We start from the raw sequence: 16,081 nt of genomic DNA, 5'->3' as shown, positions 1-16,081 counted from the left end.
GGCGGCGCTCGATGGTAGCGCTATCAATAATGTGGTTGAGCGGAGCGGGATGTCTGAGAGGGGCTTTGCGGTGGCGGATGCGCTGCCAGCGGATTGGCGTGAGGGCCTGTTTGTCGGCCGGATCGCCAGCGCGGAGGGGCCGAGCCCGGTCCTGATCGCTGGCGGTGTGGTTCACGATATGGCGAAGGTGGCGCCGACCGTTTCGGCCCTTGTCGAGGCCAGGGCGTTCGATGTGAGCGCCGGCAAGGCGCTTGGTGCGCTCGACTCGCTCGATCTCGGCACCGGTCCGGAGTCGGCGTTGCGCCTGCTGAGCCCGATCGACCTGCAATGCGTGAAAGCTGCCGGCGTGACCTTCGCCGTCTCGGCGCTCGAACGCGTGATCGAGGAGCGCGCCCGGGGCGATGCCGGTGCCGCCGCTGACGTGCGCGCCCGGCTCGAGGACATCATCGGCGGCAGCCTGCGGGCGGTCGTGCCGGGTTCGCCCGAGGCGGCCGCGATGAAGACCGCGCTGATCGAGGACGGCATGTGGTCGCAATATCTCGAGGTCGCGATCGGCCCGGATGCCGAGGTCTTCACCAAATCTCCCGTGCTCTCGACCATCGGCCATGGCGGCGAGATCGGCGTTCGCTCCGACTCGACCTGGAACAATCCGGAGCCCGAGATCGTGATGCTGGCGGATTCGACCGGCGCCGCGGTCGGCGCGACGCTGGGCAACGACGTCAACCTGCGCGATTTCGAGGGGCGCTCGGCATTGCTGCTCGGCAAGGCGAAGGACAATAACGCTTCCTGTGCGCTCGGCCCGTTCGTCCGGCTGTTCGACCAGGGCTTCACGCTTGACGATGTACGCCAGGCAGAGGTCGAGCTGCTGATCGAGGGGCCCGAGGGCTATCGCCTGACCGGCGTCAGCTCGATGAACCAGATCAGCCGCGATCCCGAGGCGCTGCTCAGGCACACGATGAGCGAGCATCAATATCCCGACGGCTTCGTGCTGTTCCTCGGCACGCTGTTCGCGCCGACCCAGGATCGCGACGTGCCCAAGCACGGCTTCACCCATAAGACGGGCGACCGCGTCAGCATCTCGACGCCGCGCATCGGCCGCCTGGTAAACCGGGTGACGACGTCGAAGGCGGCGCCGCCCTGGCGGTTCGGCATCGGGGATCTGATGCGCAACCTCGCTGGCCGGGGGCTGCTGGCCCCGTCATGATCGACACTACCATATTGGAGACTGAATCCGTGCTGCAGGCAAAAGCCGCCGGGGCAACCGGCGCATTCTATCCCAGCCTGGCCGGCAAACGCGTGATCGTGACCGGCGGCGGCAGCGGCATCGGCGAGGGCCTGGTCGAGGCGTTCGTCGCGCAGGGTGCCCGCGTCGCGTTCATCGATATCGTCGAGGACGCCAGCCGCGCGGTGGTCGATCGCCTGACGCCGGACGCGGTCCATGCGCCGGTGTTCCGCCATTGCGACATCACCGACATCGACCTGCTCAAGCGGTCGATGGCGGCGATGGAGCAGGAGCTCGGCGGCGTTGATATCCTCATCAACAATGCCGCCAATGACGACCGGCACACGATCGAGGAGGTCACTCCGGCTTATTGGGACGAACGGATGGCGGTGAACCTGCGCCACCAGTTCTTCGCGGCGCAAGCGGTGGTGCCGGCGATGAAGCGGGCCGGGCAGGGCGTGATTCTCAATTTCGGGTCGATCAGCTGGCATCTCGCGCTCGGCGAGCTCGTCCTCTACCAGACCGCCAAGGCGGCGATCGAGGGCCTGACGCGCAGCCTGGCGCGCGATCTCGGCCGCTCCAACATCCGCGTCAACACGATCGTGCCGGGCAATGTCCAGACGCCGCGGCAGATGAAATGGTACACGCCGGAAGGCGAGGCGGAGATCGTCGCGGCGCAGTGCCTCGATGGCCGAATCCAGCCCGCGGACGTCGCCGCCCTGGTGCTGTTCCTCGCGTCGGACGACGCGAAGATGTGCACCGGCCATGATTATTTCGTCGATGCCGGCTGGCGCTGAGATGGTCGCGGCCGCGCCGCGCCGGGTCTGCGGCGTCGGGGCGACGCTGGGCGAAGGGCCCGTCTGGGTCGCGCGCGAGAACGCGCTGTGGTTCGTCGATATCAAGGAGAAGCTGATCTACCGCTTCGACCCGGCGACCGGCGATCTGAAGCATTGGAGCGCGCCCTCGCAGGTCGGCTGGGTGCTGCCTGAACGCGGTGGCGGCTTCGTCGTCGGTCTGCAGCGCGGGGTCGAGCGCTTCGATCCGGCGACCGGCGGCTTTACCGCGCTGGTCGCCCCTGAGGCGCATCTGCCCGGAAACCGGCTGAACGACGCCACCACCGATGCGCGCGGGCGCATCCTGTTCGGCTCGATGGACGACAGCGAGGGCGACCTGACCGGCCGTCTCTACGCGCTCGATTCGACCGGGGTTGCGGATACCGGCCTGCCGCCGGTGTCGATCACCAACGGCCCGGCCGTCTCGCCCGACGGCAGGACGCTCTATCACACCGATACGCTCGGCAGGGTCATCCACGCGGTCGAGGTCAATGACGACGGCACGCTCGGCGCGATGCGCGTGTTCGCGACGATCGAGGACGGCGCTGGTTATCCCGACGGCCCGGTGGTCGACAGCGAGGGCTGTCTCTGGACCGGCCTGTTCCTCGGCTGGGGCGTGCGCCGCTACGCGCCGGACGGAACTTTGCTCGAAACGGTCAGGCTCCCGGTGTCCAACGTCACCAAGATCGCGTTCGGCGGACCCAATCTGATGACAGCGTTTGTCACAACGGCGCGCAAAGGGCTGGACGCGGAGGCGCTGGCGGGGCAGCCTGAGGCCGGGGACCTGTTCGCGTTCGATGTCGACGTGCCGGGGCTGCCCGTGACAGAGGCGGCGATACCGGCCCGCTAGACGACAACAAGAACGAGAACGGAGAGGGACAAGACCATGGCAACACCAAGCGCGGGGCGGGTCAATATGGCCTTTATCGCGCTGATCGTCGCGGTTGCGACGATCGGCGGATTCATGTTCGGCTACGACAGCGGCGTGATCAACGGCACGCAGGCTGGCCTCGAAAAGGCTTTCGACCTGTCGAAGCTCGGCACTGGCCTCAATGTCGGGGCGATCCTGCTGGGGTGTGCCGCCGGCGCCTTCATCGCGGGTCGCCTCGCGGATGTCATCGGCCGTCGCTCGGTGATGATGATCGCGGCAGTCCTGTTCGTCTTCAGCGCGCTCGGTGCCGGGGCCGCTGACTCCTCGGTCGTGTTCATCCTCGCCCGGATCATCGGCGGCCTCGGCGTCGGCGCGGCCAGCGTGCTCGCGCCTGTCTATATCAGCGAGGTCGTGCCGGCGAACATCCGCGGCCGGCTGTCGAGCGTCCAGCAGGTGATGATCATCACCGGCCTGACCGGCGCCTTCTTCGCCAATTATGCGCTCGCGCACAGCGCGGGCGGATCGACCCAGAATCTGTGGTTCGACTATCCGGCATGGCGCTGGATGTTCTGGCTGCAGGTGATCCCCGCGGTGATCTATCTCCTGACCTTGCTGCTCATTCCGGAAAGCCCGCGCTATCTGGCGATGAAGGGTCGCGATGCCGAAGCCGAAGTGGTGCTGACCAAGCTGTTCGGCGCCGACGCCGCTCGCGCAAAGGTCGCCGAGATTCGCGCGAGCCTCGCCGCGGATCATCACCGGCCCAAATTCGCCGACCTGCTCGACGCGAACGGCAAGGTCCGCCCGATCGTCTGGGCCGGCATCGGTCTCGCCGTGTTCCAGCAGTTCGTCGGCATCAACATCGTCTTCTATTACGGGTCGGTGCTGTGGCAGCAGGTCGGCTTCAGCGAGAATGACTCGTTGATCATCAACATCATCTCGGGGCTGGTCTCGATCGCTGCCTGCCTGGTGACGATCTTCACCGTCGACAAGATCGGCCGCAAGCCGTTGCTGCTGATCGGCTCGGTCGGCATGGCCGTGACGCTCGCCCTGATGGCCTATGCCTTCTCGACCGCGACGGTGGGCGCGCACGGACCGGAAATGTCGCCGATGATCGGCAAGATCGCCCTCGCCAGCGCGCTCGCGTATTCGGCCCTGTTCAACCTCAGCTGGGGCCCGATCATGTGGGTCATGCTCGGCGAGATGTTCCCGAACCAGATCCGCGGCTCGGGCCTCGCCGTATCGGGCCTCGCGCAATGGGGCGCGAACTTCCTGATCAGCGTCAGTTTCCCCTGGATGGCGGCGAATATCGGCCTGCCGGTCACCTATGGCTTTTACGCCGCGAGCGCGTTCGTCTCCTTCTTCTTCGTCAAGGCACTGGTGAACGAGACGCGCGGGCGCGAGCTCGAGGACATGGAAGGCTGACATGATCGAGCTTTCGGGCGCGGGGTGGGCGCTGACTATCCTCCCCGCGCTCGGAGGCGCGATCGGCGCGCTGCGCCACAAGGGTATCGACATTCTGCGTCCCACGGCTGACGGCGCCACCGATCCGCTACAAAGCGCCTGCTTCCCGCTCGTCCCCTATGCCAATCGCATCGCGGGCGGGCGGTTCAGCTTCGGCGGGCGCCAGGTCGCGCTCCCGCTCAATTTCGGGGATCATCCCAACACGCTGCACGGCTTCGGCTGGCAACGCGCCTGGGACGTGGTGGAAGCGGGCGCGGACCGGGCGCGGCTCGCCCATGTTCATGACGGTGGCGGCGGCTGGCCATGGCGTTATCGCGCCGAGCAGTCGTTCGAACTCGGCGAGGACGGGCTGCGCGTGACGCTGACCCTCGCCAACGCCGCCCGCGAGCCGATGCCCGCCGGCATTGGCCTCCATCCCTATTTCGCCATTCACGCCGGGACCCGGCTGAGCCTTAACGCGGCGCGGGTGTGGCTGACCGACGACGACCAGATCCCGAAAGAGGCGGCCGCCGCCGGCTATTTCGGCGACTGGGCGTCTGGCGCCTCGATCTCCGACGCCGGGTTCATCGACCACAGCTACGAAGGATGGGACGGTCTCGCCACGCTCGACCGGGGCGACCGCATCGTCCGCCTGACCGGCGAGGGCGCGCGCGACCTTCATCTCTTCCATCCGGAAGGCGAGAGCTTCTGCTGCCTTGAGCCGGTCAGCCATCTGCCCGATGCGTTCAACCGGCCGGATGCGGTGTTCGATCTGCTGCCGCCGGGTGGCTCGCTGGCGCTGACGATTCGGATCGCGGTCGAGCATCATTGAAGCCCGGAGCCTATAGCACCGGCTCGCAGTTCCGATCAGGTCGGCCCGTTCAATGCCTGCGGGTCAAGAAGGTCCCGCGCGTCAGTCCTTTGCTGCTTCGAGCAGGACGGCGCCGCTTCCCGACGCGTGCAGCCGGTCATCGGGATTCCGCAACGGGCAGTCAGCCATTGAAAGACAGCCGCAGCCGATGCAGCCGTCGAGCTGGTCACGCAACTGGACGAGGCTCCCGATCCGTTCAGTGAGCATGTCCCGCCAGCGTGTCGACAGCCGTGCCCAATCGCGCGCGGTCAGCATCCGATCGGAGGGAAGCGCGTCAAGCCCGGCCTTGATGGCCTGGAGGGTGATCCCGGCCCGTTGCGCGATCCTGATGATCGCGACGCGACGCAGGACGTCACGGGCATAGCGACGCTGGTTGCCGCCGCTCCGCCATCCGTGGATCAGCCCCTTCGTTTCGTAGAAATGGACCGTCGCTATCGTCACGCCGCACCGGCGCGCGACATCCCCGACGGAGAGGGGAATCGTTACGTTGACCGGCATGGCAGCATCGTCCTTGACCTCATCTATGGATGAGGTTCTATGGGAGGCGTCAGCCTGTCACTGCAAGGGCACGAATCGCGCTACTGCAGGGGCCTGAGAATGGAGCTGACGTGAAAGACCAGACTGACACTTTCGATTCGCCGGTCGTATCCGGGGACTCCGGTCCGGACACACCTGCCCGACCCGCGACGGGCGAATGGGCGGCATTATTGTCCGGCACAAACGGGGTGCGCTCGCTTGTCCTGGCCGGCGGCGTCGCGCTCCACGCGATCAATGTCTATCTCGCGACGACCATCCTCCCTTCGGTGGTCCGGAGCATCGGAGGACTCGATCTCTACGCGTGGAACACCACGATCTTCGTGGTCGCGTCGATCATCGGGTCGGCGTTTTCAGCAAAGCTGCTTCGATTGGCGGGACCGAGAGGAGCCTATGCCGTGGCCGCGACGATCTTCGCGCTGGGCGCCGTGGGCTGCGCGGTGGCGCCGTCGATGCCGGTCATGTTGGTCGGCCGGCTGATCCAGGGGTGCGGCGGTGGTCTCCTGTTCGCGCTGGCCTATGCCATGATCCGGATCGCCTTTGTCGAAACCCTGTGGCCCCGTGGCATGGCGCTCGTGTCCGGCATGTGGGGCATCGCGACCCTCATCGGCCCGGCCATCGGTGGCGTTTTCGCCGAGATGGACGCGTGGCGGGCCGCTTTCTGGGTGCTGGTGCCGGTATCGATGCTGTTCGTGATCCTGGCGATGACGGTGCTGCCGGGAAGGGATGGCAAGCCTTCCGAACCAGTGGAGGTGCCCGCCATTCAATTGTCGCTGCTCGTCATGGCCGTTCTCGCCATTTCAGTGGGAAGCACCTCCTCGAATCCGGTTCAGAACCTTGTCGGCGTCGTCGCGGCCTTTTGCCTGGTGGCCCTGCTGGTGCGCGCTGAACGCCGCTCACGGCGAAAGCTCTTCCCATCGGAGACGTTGAACCCCGGTTCGTCCATTGCCGCGCTTTACCTGACGATCTCCCTGCTGGCCGTCACGGTGACGAGCAGCGAGGTCTTTGTGCCCCTCTTCCTGCAGGTGCTTCATCACCAGTCGCCGCTGCTGGCCGGGTATCTCGCGGCGCTGATGGCGGCGGGCTGGACCTTGGGCTCGGTCTTCGGCTCCGGCGCGACTGATCGCGGTGCCCGAAGGTCGATCCTGCTCGGGCCGGCGCTGCAACTGGTCGGCATGGTGATGCTGTGCGTGCTGATGCCGAACGCGAGCGCGGGCACCTGGCGGGATCTGGCGCCACTCTGTCCCCTGTTGGTCGTGATCGGCTTCGGCGTCGGACTTGCCTGGCCTCATCTGCTGACCGCCATTCTGAAAGCGGCGCCTCCTCACGAACAGGAACTGGCCGGCGCGTCGATCACGACGATTCAGCTGTTCGCGACCGCGATGGGCGCCGCGCTTGCCGGGCTGGTCGTCAACGCCGGGGGCCTGGTCGATCCCGGCGGCGTGGTCGGCGCCTCGCATGCCGCGCGCTGGCTGTTCGGCATTTTTGCCCTGGCACCGCTTCTCTGTCTCTTCAGCGCGGGGAGGGTGGTCCGCTCCCGGAGCGTTTGATCCGCGCCCCATCCGTTCGTGCCGGGTAGCGATCGAACGGGCGCACCCGTATCGACATCGCTATCCGGCGCGAACGGCGTGGTTCGGATGTGGCGCCGGGTGCCCGGCGCAGCGTCAGAAGCCGTATTTCAGCGTCACCCGCGCATTTCTCGGTTCTCCATAGACGAAGCCGGGGAACCAGCTGTTGCCGCTGAAAAAGGTCTTGTCGAAAAGATTGTCGATATTGAGCTGAAGCGACACCTGCTTGCTCAGGGCGTAGCGAGTCATGATGTTGACGATGGCATAGGCGGGCTGGCCGATCGGCTCGACGATCCCGGTGCCGGGATTCTGCGCCGTGACTGGCGGCCGGCCTTCCCACTTCACCGCGCCGCCGACGCTCAGCCCGTCGAGCGCGCCGGCAAAGGCATATTTGGTGGCGAGGTTGAACGCCTCGCGCGGCTGGTGGCTTAGCACATTGGCGCCGTCGGCATCCTTCGCGCTATAGTGGCTCCAGCCGAGGCTGAGGTCCCATTGCCGGGTGACCTTGCCGACGACTTCCAGTTCATAGCCCTTGGAGACGGTTCCTTTCGCGCCGACATAGGCCGGGTTGGATGTGCCCGGCACGAACTGCCCGGGATCGGGCACGGCAAGATTATCCTGTTCGATGCGATACACCGCCGCCGTCGCCAGGAGCTTGCCGTCTAGCAGCAATGCCTTCAGCCCGGCCTCGTAGCTCTTGCCTTCCAGCGCATCGAGCAGGCGCCCGGTGCGGTCACGGACATTGCCCTGCGGCTTGAAGATATTGGTGTAGCTCGCATAGGCGGACAGGTTGGGCAGGATGTCGAACACCAGCCCGGCATAGGGCGTGATCGTGCCCTTGTAGGTCAGCTTGTAGGCCGGGGTTGCGCCAGCCGCGTCCTCGTTGCGCCTGAAATAGCTCAGCCGTCCGCCGCCGATCAGCTTCAGCCGGTCGAGCAGGTTGATCCGCGTCGAGGCATAGAGCGCCATCTGGGTGGTATTGCCCCTGCTTGACAGATAGCGGGGGCCCCATTCGGGTTGGGCGAGCTCGCCGTCCCACCGGTTGAAATCGTTGATCGGATCGATCGAGACCGGATCGCGATTGGTCCAGCCATCGTTGAGATGGCTCACCATCGCGCCGATCGCGAGGTCATGCTCGCGGCCCAGCAGCGAGAAGGGGCCATTGGCCTGGATGCTGCCGTGCCATTGTTCGGGATTCGCATTGAACCAATAGCCGGAGGTGGCCACGCCGCGGCCGGTCACCCTGTCGGGTACGCCGTCGAGCCACAATAGCCGCGAATTCTCCAGTCCCTTGTGATAGCCGAGATCCCCCCGGATGCTCCATTTCCCGCCCAGGTCGTGGGTGAGGGTGGCGAAGGCCGAAATCTCCGTGGTGTCCCAGAAATTCCAGTCGGTGCCGGTCGTCTTCGATCGCGGCCAGCGGGTCCGCGTGCCGTCGGTGTACCAATAGGGCAGCTGCGCCCACATCACCCCGTTGCGGTCGTCGCGCTGGTAGCTGGCGCCGACGGACAGCTTCGTGCGCTCGCCCAGATCGGCATCCACCACGGCGTAGAGGACCAGGCCCTTCTTTTCCTCGCGATCGACGAAACTGTCCTGCCGAGATGCCTGGACGACGGCGCGGGCGCGCACGGTGCCGTCGGCATTGAGCGGCGACTGGACATCCACGGTCCCGGCTACGCGGTTCCATGACGCTGCTTCCAGGCTGACCTGGCCGGAGAATCTGGTGGCGTCCGCATGTTTGCGGATCAGGTTGACGACGGCTGACGGGTCTCCGGCCCCCTGCATCAGGCCCGCGGCACCGCGGACCAGGTCGACTCGGTCGTATATCGCCGTGCTCGTCTCGCCGAAGCCGACATTGCCGTTGACGAACGGCGCGCCGTCGAGCTGGAAATTCTGCACCTCGAAACCACGCGCGGAAATCGCGCTGCGGCCGCGATCGATGTCCTTCTTGGAAATGCCCACGGCAAAATCGAGCGCGTCGTTGATCGATATCAGCGCCTGATCGTCGATCTGCTGCCGCGTGATGACGCTGATGGTCTGCGGCGTCTCGATCGGCGTGAGGCGAAGCCCGGTGGCGGTGGTGGGCTGGTTGCTCCGGCCATAGCCGGTCACGACGATCTCATCATTGCCTTCTCCTTCAGGCGCAATGTCCTGTTGCGGCGCCTGCTGAGCGTGGAGCAGCGCCGGCGTGAGTACCCAGGCCGAGCCGGCCAGCAGCAAGCGAAATGAACGGCGCATCATTGTCCCCCTGTTGTGTCATTTGTGGCGCTCCCATCTTCCCCGCCGCATCGGATGCGCCCGCAATCGCCCTGGCCCGGCGCCGCGAAGCCGACCCGCAAGATCCGGGGACGACGCGAGCGAAGCCCGTTCGCGACGATGGAGTTGATGTTTGCCTCCCTAAGGAGTGCGCCGCTAATGAGATTAATTAGCAATTGCAAGACTGGATCGCTCAGGAGGATTTTCAACCCGGCATTGACGCCCCGCAGAGTCAATACTGACTGACGTAGCAGTCAGTATTGACTCTGCGGGGAAGGATGTCATGTTCCCGATCGTTCGCAGACCAGCGTCACCAAGACGCGGCGGCGACAAGGAGGGGACATGAACCGCTTTGCCTACACGTCGTCGCTGCTCGCGCTCGTCATCGCGGGTGCTCCCGCCGCCGCGCAGACCAGTTCCGCGCCCGATTCGACCAGCCAGAACCCGGGCGTGGCCGATCCCAATGACATCGTCGTCACTGCCACCCGCCGCAACGAACGCCTGCAGGACGTTCCGCTCAGCGTCACCGCCTTCTCCCAGGCCGAGCTGACCCAGAAAGGCATTGTCGGCTTCGAGGGCATCGCCCGCGAAACACCGGGCGTGGTGCTTAACCAGGCAAGCGACAACAACGCCCGGCTCACTGCCCGCGGCATCTCCACCAATGGCTGGGGTGCCGGATTGCAGACCACCACCACCATCTATCTCGACGAGCTGCCGCTCAGCACCATCGGCAACACGGTGACGCTCAATCCCAACCTCTACGATATCGAACGCGTCGAGTTCCTGCGCGGCCCGCAGGGGACCCTGTTCGGATCTGGCTCGCTGTCGGGCGCGCTGCGTATCCTGACCAAGAGCCCCAACCTCGCGAAATATGATATGTCCGCGCTGGTCGATATCGGCCTCACGCCCGACGGCGGCGGCATCCGCCAGCGCTATAACGGCATGGTCAATGTTCCGCTGGTCAATGACACGCTTGGGCTGCGCGTGGTCGGCTATTACCGGAACGAAGAAGGATATGTCGACAATCTCGGGACGGGCGTGAAGAATGCCAACACGCTGAAGGACTGGGGTGGCCGGGCGACCCTGTTGTGGAAGCCGACCGACCGGCTGAGCGTCAAGCTGCTCGGTTCCTATGAGAATAGCGAGCCGCAGGATTCGGCGCTCACCTCTCCGTCGCTCGGCGACCGCAAGCGCTACAGCTCGATCCCCGATCGCTACACCTCGAAGACTCAGGTCTATAACGGGACGATCGACTATCAGTTCGACGGCGCGCACCTGACCAGCTCGTCGACCTATTCGATCGCGGATGGCGATTTCGCGGTCGATCTCGCCGGTACCTTCGCGACGGGCGTGCCCATCGCGCAGGCCATCCCCTTCTATCTCGACGACAGGTATCGGCAGAAGACCTTCGTCCAGGAAACGCGGATCGCCTCCGACGCGGGCGGGCGGTTCGACTGGGTCGTCGGCGGCTTCTACCTGCACCGCAACCTCGATCTCGACGGGGAGAACCTGTCGAACGCTGCCTTCCTCGCGGCGCGCCGCATCACCGGGCTGCCGGGCACGACCTTCAGCCAATTCGGCAGCGTCTCGCGCACCTATGAACTCGCCGGCTTCGGTGAGCTCAGCTACCATTTCACCGACAAGCTCATTGCGACAGGCGGCGTCCGCTACGGCAAATATGGCGGCACGGTCGATACCAAGCCCGGCTTCAACACCGCCTATTTCACCTACGCGCTGTTCGGCATTCCCGGGCCGCTCGCGCTGGTGCCGAACGCGGCGGCGACCACCCGCTATCCTTCCGCCAGCAAGGCGTCATGGAAAGCGAGTCTCAGCTTCAAGCCGTCTCGCAACCTGACGACCTATGCGACCGTTTCCACCGGCTACCGCACGCCCGTCTATAATGGCCGCGCCGGCAGCGTCAGCACCGTCGATCCGACCGATCTCGTCATTCCCGCCGGGGCTGGATCGGACAACCTCACCAATTACGAACTTGGTCTGAAGGGGCGCTGGCTCGGCGGGAAGCTGACGGCGAACCTCGCCGCTTATTATATCGACTGGCGCAACATTCAGGTTCAGGCCAACCGCCAGTCGGATTCAGTCCAGTTCGCCACCAATGTCGGGCGGGCATCAAGCAAGGGGATCGAGGCGGAGATCACTTTCGCGCCCGTCACCGGTCTGCTGTTCGGGCTCAACGGTTCGCTCAACCAGGCCAAGGTGACAGAGCTTTCTGCGCAGGAAGCGGCAATCTCGGGCGCGGTGAACAATGCGCGTCTCGCCTCGCCCCACGTGCAGGGCTCGCTCTTTGGCACCTATAATTATGACATGGGCAGCGGGGCCAGGGGCTTCACCAGCTTCCAGGTTCAGCATGTCGGGTCGTTCCCCAACGGCTTTCCCAACACGCCGGGCAAGCCCGGGGTTCGCAGTCCGCTCTACGACAACACCGATGCCTATACGTATCTCAACCTGCAGACCGGCATCACGATCCGCGATCTGTCCGTGACCTTCTACATGGAGAATATCGCCAACAGCCGCGCGACGACCTACATCCATCCCGAAGCGTTCGTGTACAGCCGCTACGCGATCGTGCGGCCACGCACCTTTGGCGTACGGATCGGCTATAATCTGTGGTGAGCGTGAAAGCGTCGGGACCTTTGTGGCTCGCGGTCGCCTGGCTGTGTCCTGCCGCCACGTCGGCAGCCGGCGCGCCGAGCCAACCGCATGTCCATATTCGCCAGGGCCTGCTGCAGGGTGCCGCCGATCCGGGTGCACAGGTCGTCTCCTTCAAGGGCATCCCCTATGCCAAGCCACCGACGGAGGCGTTGCGCTGGCACCCGCCCGTTCCCGCGCCAGGCTGGAAGGGCACGCGCGATGCGCGGGCGTTCGGTCCTGCCTGCCTGCAGCCGCCGCAATCGCCGGCCGGTCTGTATTCGGGTGGCATGGCGAGGGTCAGCGAGGACTGCCTGACCCTCAATGTCTGGGCGCCGGCCGGCGCGCGGAAACTGCCGGTCATGGTCTGGATCCATGGCGGCGCGCTGGTCGGAGGAAGCAGCTCCGAGCCTTTGTATGACGGCGTCAAGCTGGCCCGGCAGGGCATCGTCCTGGTTTCGATCAATTATCGGCTCGGCCTGCTCGGCTATCTGGCACACCCGGTGCTGAGCGCTGAATCGCCGCGGCATCGCTCCGGCAATTATGGCTTGCTCGACCAGATCGAGGCGCTGCGCTGGGTGCGTGACAACATCGCGGCCTTCGGGGGCGACCCCCGCCGGGTCACGATTGCGGGTGAATCGGCCGGCGGCCTCAGCACTATCGCCCTGCTGGCCAGCCCGCAGGCGCGGGGTCTGTTCGCCCGGGCGATCGTGCAGAGCGGCTACATGCCCTCCTATCGCGCGCTTCATGAGGAAACACGCGGCCTGCCGTCCGCGGAGGCGGCGGGCACGGCGCTGGCCAGGGCCGCCGGCGTGTCGGATGCCGCCGCCCTCCGCGCGGCTGATCCTGCAGCGCTGTTCAGGGCAGGCCTCGCGACTGGCTGGCAACCCGAGCCGGTGATCGACGGAATCCTGCTCAGGCGCCAGCTCGCCGAAACCTTCGCGCGCGGCGAACAGGCCAAGGTTCCGGTGCTCGCGGGGTTCAACGAAGGCGAGATCCGCTCGCTGCCTTTCCTGATGCCCAGGGCACCCGATAGCCAGCAGGCCTATCTGGCCGATGTGCGGCGGCGCTTCGGCGCCGAAGCTGCCGCGTATCTCGCCGTCTATCCGGGTGCTGATCCCAGGGCCGATGTGATGGCGTCGATCCGCGACGGCTTGTACGGCTGGGCCGCCCAATATCTGGTGCGGCAACAGGCGGCGGCGGGGCAGCCGGCCTATCTCTATTTCTTTCGGCACAGCACGCCAGCGCAACGCGCCCGCGACCTCGCGGCCTTCCATGCCAGCGAACTGCCCTATATCTTCGGCCAGGTCGGTCCTTCGGCGACGCTCGGCGCGAACTGGCCACGCCCGCCGCTCACCGAGGCTGAAACGCGGCTTTCGGACGCCATGATGCGCTATTGGGTCTCCTTCGTTCGCTCCGGCGCCCCGACGGCAGCGGGCGAAACGCCCTGGCCCCGCTACACCGCGCCACAGCCCGCCTATCTCGACATTGACGAGCGCCCGTCCGCCGGACGTCATCTCCAGTCCGCGGCTTTCGCCTGGGCCGATGCGCTGGTCGCCCGCCGGCGGCGGCAGGGGCGCGGCTGGCGGTATGATATCGGCTTCTCGGCCTTTCCGGCACGGACGGGAGAGGGCGTTGACGCGCCTGCCGCCCCTCGGCAACCAGAGGCCCGATGAGCAGCATCGATCAAGCCGCACCGGACGGCGACCCGGCGCCTCGCGCGCGAAACCACAAGGCACGCGTGCGCGAGGCGTCGATGGAGCGCATCCTCGACGCCGCGGAGCAATTGTTCGCGGAGTTTGGCTATCACGGCGTCACGCTGAAGGATGTCGCCGCGCGCGTCGGGGTCAGCTCGACGCTGATCCACTATCATTTCAACGGGAAGGAAAGCATCTACGAGGCGGTCTGGGCGCGCAAGGCGCCGATCTCCGCGCGCAACCGGCTCGAGGCGATGCGGCGTTATGCCGAGCAGGTGGGCGACAACGTCACGGTCGAGGGCGCGCTGCACGCCTGGATCGACGCCGACCTGAACGTCCAGATCGACGATGAGGAGCAATGGGTCGCTTTCGGCAAGATCGCCGCGCAGGCCAATAGCGCGACCGGCTGGGGCGCGGGCAAGATGAGCAAATATTTCAATCCCGTGGTCCTGGCGCTGATCGACCTGCTCAGGAAAGCGATGCCGGACTCTGACGAGGAAACGATCTTCTGGGGTTATCACTTCGTCTCCGGCGCGATGACGCACAACATGGCGCGCACCGGCCGGCTTGACGATCTGTCGCACGGGCTATGCTCGTCCAACGATTTTGAATCGATCAAGCGGCATATGGCAAGGTTCATGGCGGCGGGGTTTCACGCGATCTGCCAGAATTCGGCAGCCGGGAAGGGATCGGGATGACGACGAGGCGGGACGTGCTAGCGGGACTGGCGGCGGCCGCGGCGGTCGTTGCCTCGCCGACCCGGGCGGCGGCACGCGGCGCGATGCCCAGGGGTTTCCTCTGGGGCGCGGCGATTTCGGCGCACCAGAGCGAGGGCAACGATCTCAATTCCGATAGCTGGCTGCTCGAGAACCTGCCCGAGACGGTCTACAAGGATCCGTCGGGCGACGCCTGTGACAGCTATCATCGCTACGACCAGGATTTCGCGATCGCCCGGTCGATCGGACTGACCTGCTATCGCTTCGGCATCGAATGGGCGCGGATCGAGCCCGAGCCCGGCCGCTTCTCCCAGGCCGAGCTGGACCGTTATGCGAAGGTCCTTGCCTCGTGTCGCGCCCACGGCCTGCTGCCGATCGTCACCTATAATCATTTCACCGTTCCGCTGTGGTTCGCCAAACGTGGCGGCTGGGAAGCGCCCGACAGCGCCGACCTGTTCGCCCGCTTCTGCGAGCGCGCGACGCGCGCGCTGGGCGACCAGATCGGCATGGCGTCGCCGTTCAACGAGGCGAACATCCACCTGCTCGCCAAATTGCTGCGCATGGGCGCCACGCCCGACTATCGCGCGAAGCGGACCGCGATGATTGCCGCGGCCGCCCGCGCGACCAATTCTCCGGGTTTCTCCTCGATCCTTTTCGCTGACCCCGACCGCATCGACGCTCATCTGCTTCAGGCCCATGCCAAGGCCTATCAGGCGATCAAGGCAGGCCCCGGAGATTTCCCCGTCGGCGTCACTCTGTCGACTCAGGCGATCGAGCCGGTCGGCGAGAACAGCCTCGCCCCGCGTATCGAGGCGATGGTCTATGGTGACTGGTGGGATGTGGTGAACGCCAGCGATTTCGTCGGCGTGCAGGCCTATACCCGGGTCCGGCTCGACGCGAAGGGCATGGTGCCGCCACCGCCGGGAGCTGAGATGACCGCGGCGGGTTACGAATATTATCCGCAGGCGCTCGGCCACGTCATCCGCCTCGCCGCGCGCAAGACGAAGAAGCCGATCTTCGTCACGGAAAGCGGCATCGCCACTGATGACGATAGTCGCCGCGTCGCCTGGCTCGACGCGAGCATCGCCGAGATCAGGCGCTGCCTCGACGAGGGCATCGACGTGAAGAGCTATATCTATTGGTCGCTGCTCGACAATTTCGAATGGACTCAAGGCTATGGACAGCATTTCGGCATGGTCGCCGTCGATCGCGACACGTTCGCGCGCAAGCTGAAGCCAAGCACGCAGCATTTCGCGAGTCTCATCCGGCGCGGCTGAAGGGGCATGAATCAATGCCGTCGTGCCGGACGTGTTCCGGTATCCGCTGTTCCGCGGGAGCGGGCTACGCGCGGCAGGGTGGTCCGGGCAACCGATTCAAGTCAGGTGAACCGACTTCCATGATGCTCGGTCCGGCGGCCAGCCGGAGAA

12 protein-coding genes are annotated in these 16,081 nt (G+C 65.8%); 10 read left to right on the top strand and 2 right to left on the bottom strand.

Features of this window, described 5'->3' with window-relative positions; translation table 11 throughout:
• Positions 1-49 precede the first annotated feature (49 nt).
• From NDN01_RS17580 to NDN01_RS17560, 5 genes are read left to right on the top strand one after another with little or no spacing between them, the layout of a single operon-like run.
• A complete protein-coding gene (locus tag NDN01_RS17580) occupies positions 50-1,204 on the top strand; it encodes a fumarylacetoacetate hydrolase family protein (protein WP_272623041.1) in 1,155 nt (384 codons plus the stop codon).
• Positions 1,201-2,019 (top strand): SDR family NAD(P)-dependent oxidoreductase, encoded by an 819-nt coding sequence (locus NDN01_RS17575; protein WP_272623040.1) that lies wholly within the window; start codon positions 1,201-1,203, stop codon positions 2,017-2,019. Before NDN01_RS17580 ends, NDN01_RS17575 begins: the two co-directional genes overlap by 4 nt.
• 1 nt (position 2,020) lies before the next feature.
• Complete coding sequence (locus NDN01_RS17570; protein ID WP_272628287.1) at positions 2,021-2,905, top strand: SMP-30/gluconolactonase/LRE family protein; 885 nt, start codon at positions 2,021-2,023, stop codon at positions 2,903-2,905.
• 36 nt (positions 2,906-2,941) lie between these two features.
• Positions 2,942-4,348: a sugar porter family MFS transporter gene (locus tag NDN01_RS17565; protein ID WP_272623039.1), complete on the top strand. Its 1,407-nt coding sequence runs from the start codon at positions 2,942-2,944 to the stop codon at positions 4,346-4,348.
• Between the two features lies 1 nt (position 4,349).
• Complete coding sequence (locus NDN01_RS17560) at positions 4,350-5,198, top strand: aldose 1-epimerase (protein ID WP_272623038.1); 849 nt, start codon at positions 4,350-4,352, stop codon at positions 5,196-5,198.
• An 81-nt stretch (positions 5,199-5,279) separates the two neighbouring features.
• Here NDN01_RS17560 and soxR read toward each other — a convergent pair whose 3' ends face one another.
• Complete coding sequence (gene soxR / locus NDN01_RS17555; protein WP_272623037.1) at positions 5,280-5,735, bottom strand: redox-sensitive transcriptional activator SoxR; 456 nt, start codon at positions 5,733-5,735, stop codon at positions 5,280-5,282.
• 110 nt (positions 5,736-5,845) lie between these two features.
• On the opposite strand from soxR, the gene NDN01_RS17550 reads away from it, so the two are divergent.
• Positions 5,846-7,321, top strand: coding sequence for an MFS transporter (locus NDN01_RS17550; RefSeq protein WP_272623036.1), 1,476 nt, complete (start codon positions 5,846-5,848; stop codon positions 7,319-7,321).
• Positions 7,322-7,435: 114 nt separating this feature from the next.
• Here the strand turns inward: NDN01_RS17550 and NDN01_RS17545 are convergent, their stop codons facing one another.
• Positions 7,436-9,580 carry a TonB-dependent siderophore receptor gene (locus tag NDN01_RS17545; RefSeq protein ID WP_272623035.1) on the bottom strand — a complete coding sequence of 715 codons (2,145 nt, stop codon included), beginning with the start codon at positions 9,578-9,580 and terminating at the stop codon, positions 7,436-7,438.
• A gap of 357 nt (positions 9,581-9,937) precedes the next feature.
• Here NDN01_RS17545 and NDN01_RS17540 point away from each other — a divergent pair, with 357 nt between their 5' ends.
• The 4 genes from NDN01_RS17540 to NDN01_RS17525 are packed head-to-tail and all read left to right on the top strand — an operon-like array spanning position 9,938 to position 15,931.
• The gene (locus tag NDN01_RS17540) at positions 9,938-12,226 is read left to right on the top strand and encodes a TonB-dependent receptor (RefSeq protein WP_272623034.1); all 2,289 of its coding nucleotides are present in this window, start codon (positions 9,938-9,940) and stop codon (positions 12,224-12,226) included.
• Complete coding sequence (locus NDN01_RS17535) at positions 12,223-13,917, top strand: carboxylesterase/lipase family protein (RefSeq protein ID WP_272623033.1); 1,695 nt, start codon at positions 12,223-12,225, stop codon at positions 13,915-13,917. The genes NDN01_RS17540 and NDN01_RS17535 overlap by 4 nt, the downstream gene beginning before the upstream one ends.
• Positions 13,914-14,636, top strand: coding sequence for a TetR/AcrR family transcriptional regulator (locus tag NDN01_RS17530; protein WP_272623032.1), 723 nt, complete (start codon positions 13,914-13,916; stop codon positions 14,634-14,636). The genes NDN01_RS17535 and NDN01_RS17530 overlap by 4 nt, the downstream gene beginning before the upstream one ends.
• Entirely contained in the window at positions 14,633-15,931 is a 1,299-nt protein-coding gene (locus tag NDN01_RS17525) for a glycoside hydrolase family 1 protein (RefSeq protein ID WP_272623031.1), read from the top strand. Before NDN01_RS17530 ends, NDN01_RS17525 begins: the two co-directional genes overlap by 4 nt.
• The last annotated feature ends 150 nt before the right edge of the window (positions 15,932-16,081 follow it).

Source organism: Sphingomonas sp. QA11 (assembly GCF_028473665.1).
GTDB lineage: Bacteria > Pseudomonadota > Alphaproteobacteria > Sphingomonadales > Sphingomonadaceae > Sphingomonas > Sphingomonas phytovorans.
The sequence above is the reverse complement of the archived record's forward strand: the minus strand, read 5'-3'. Positions and strand labels throughout refer to the sequence as shown.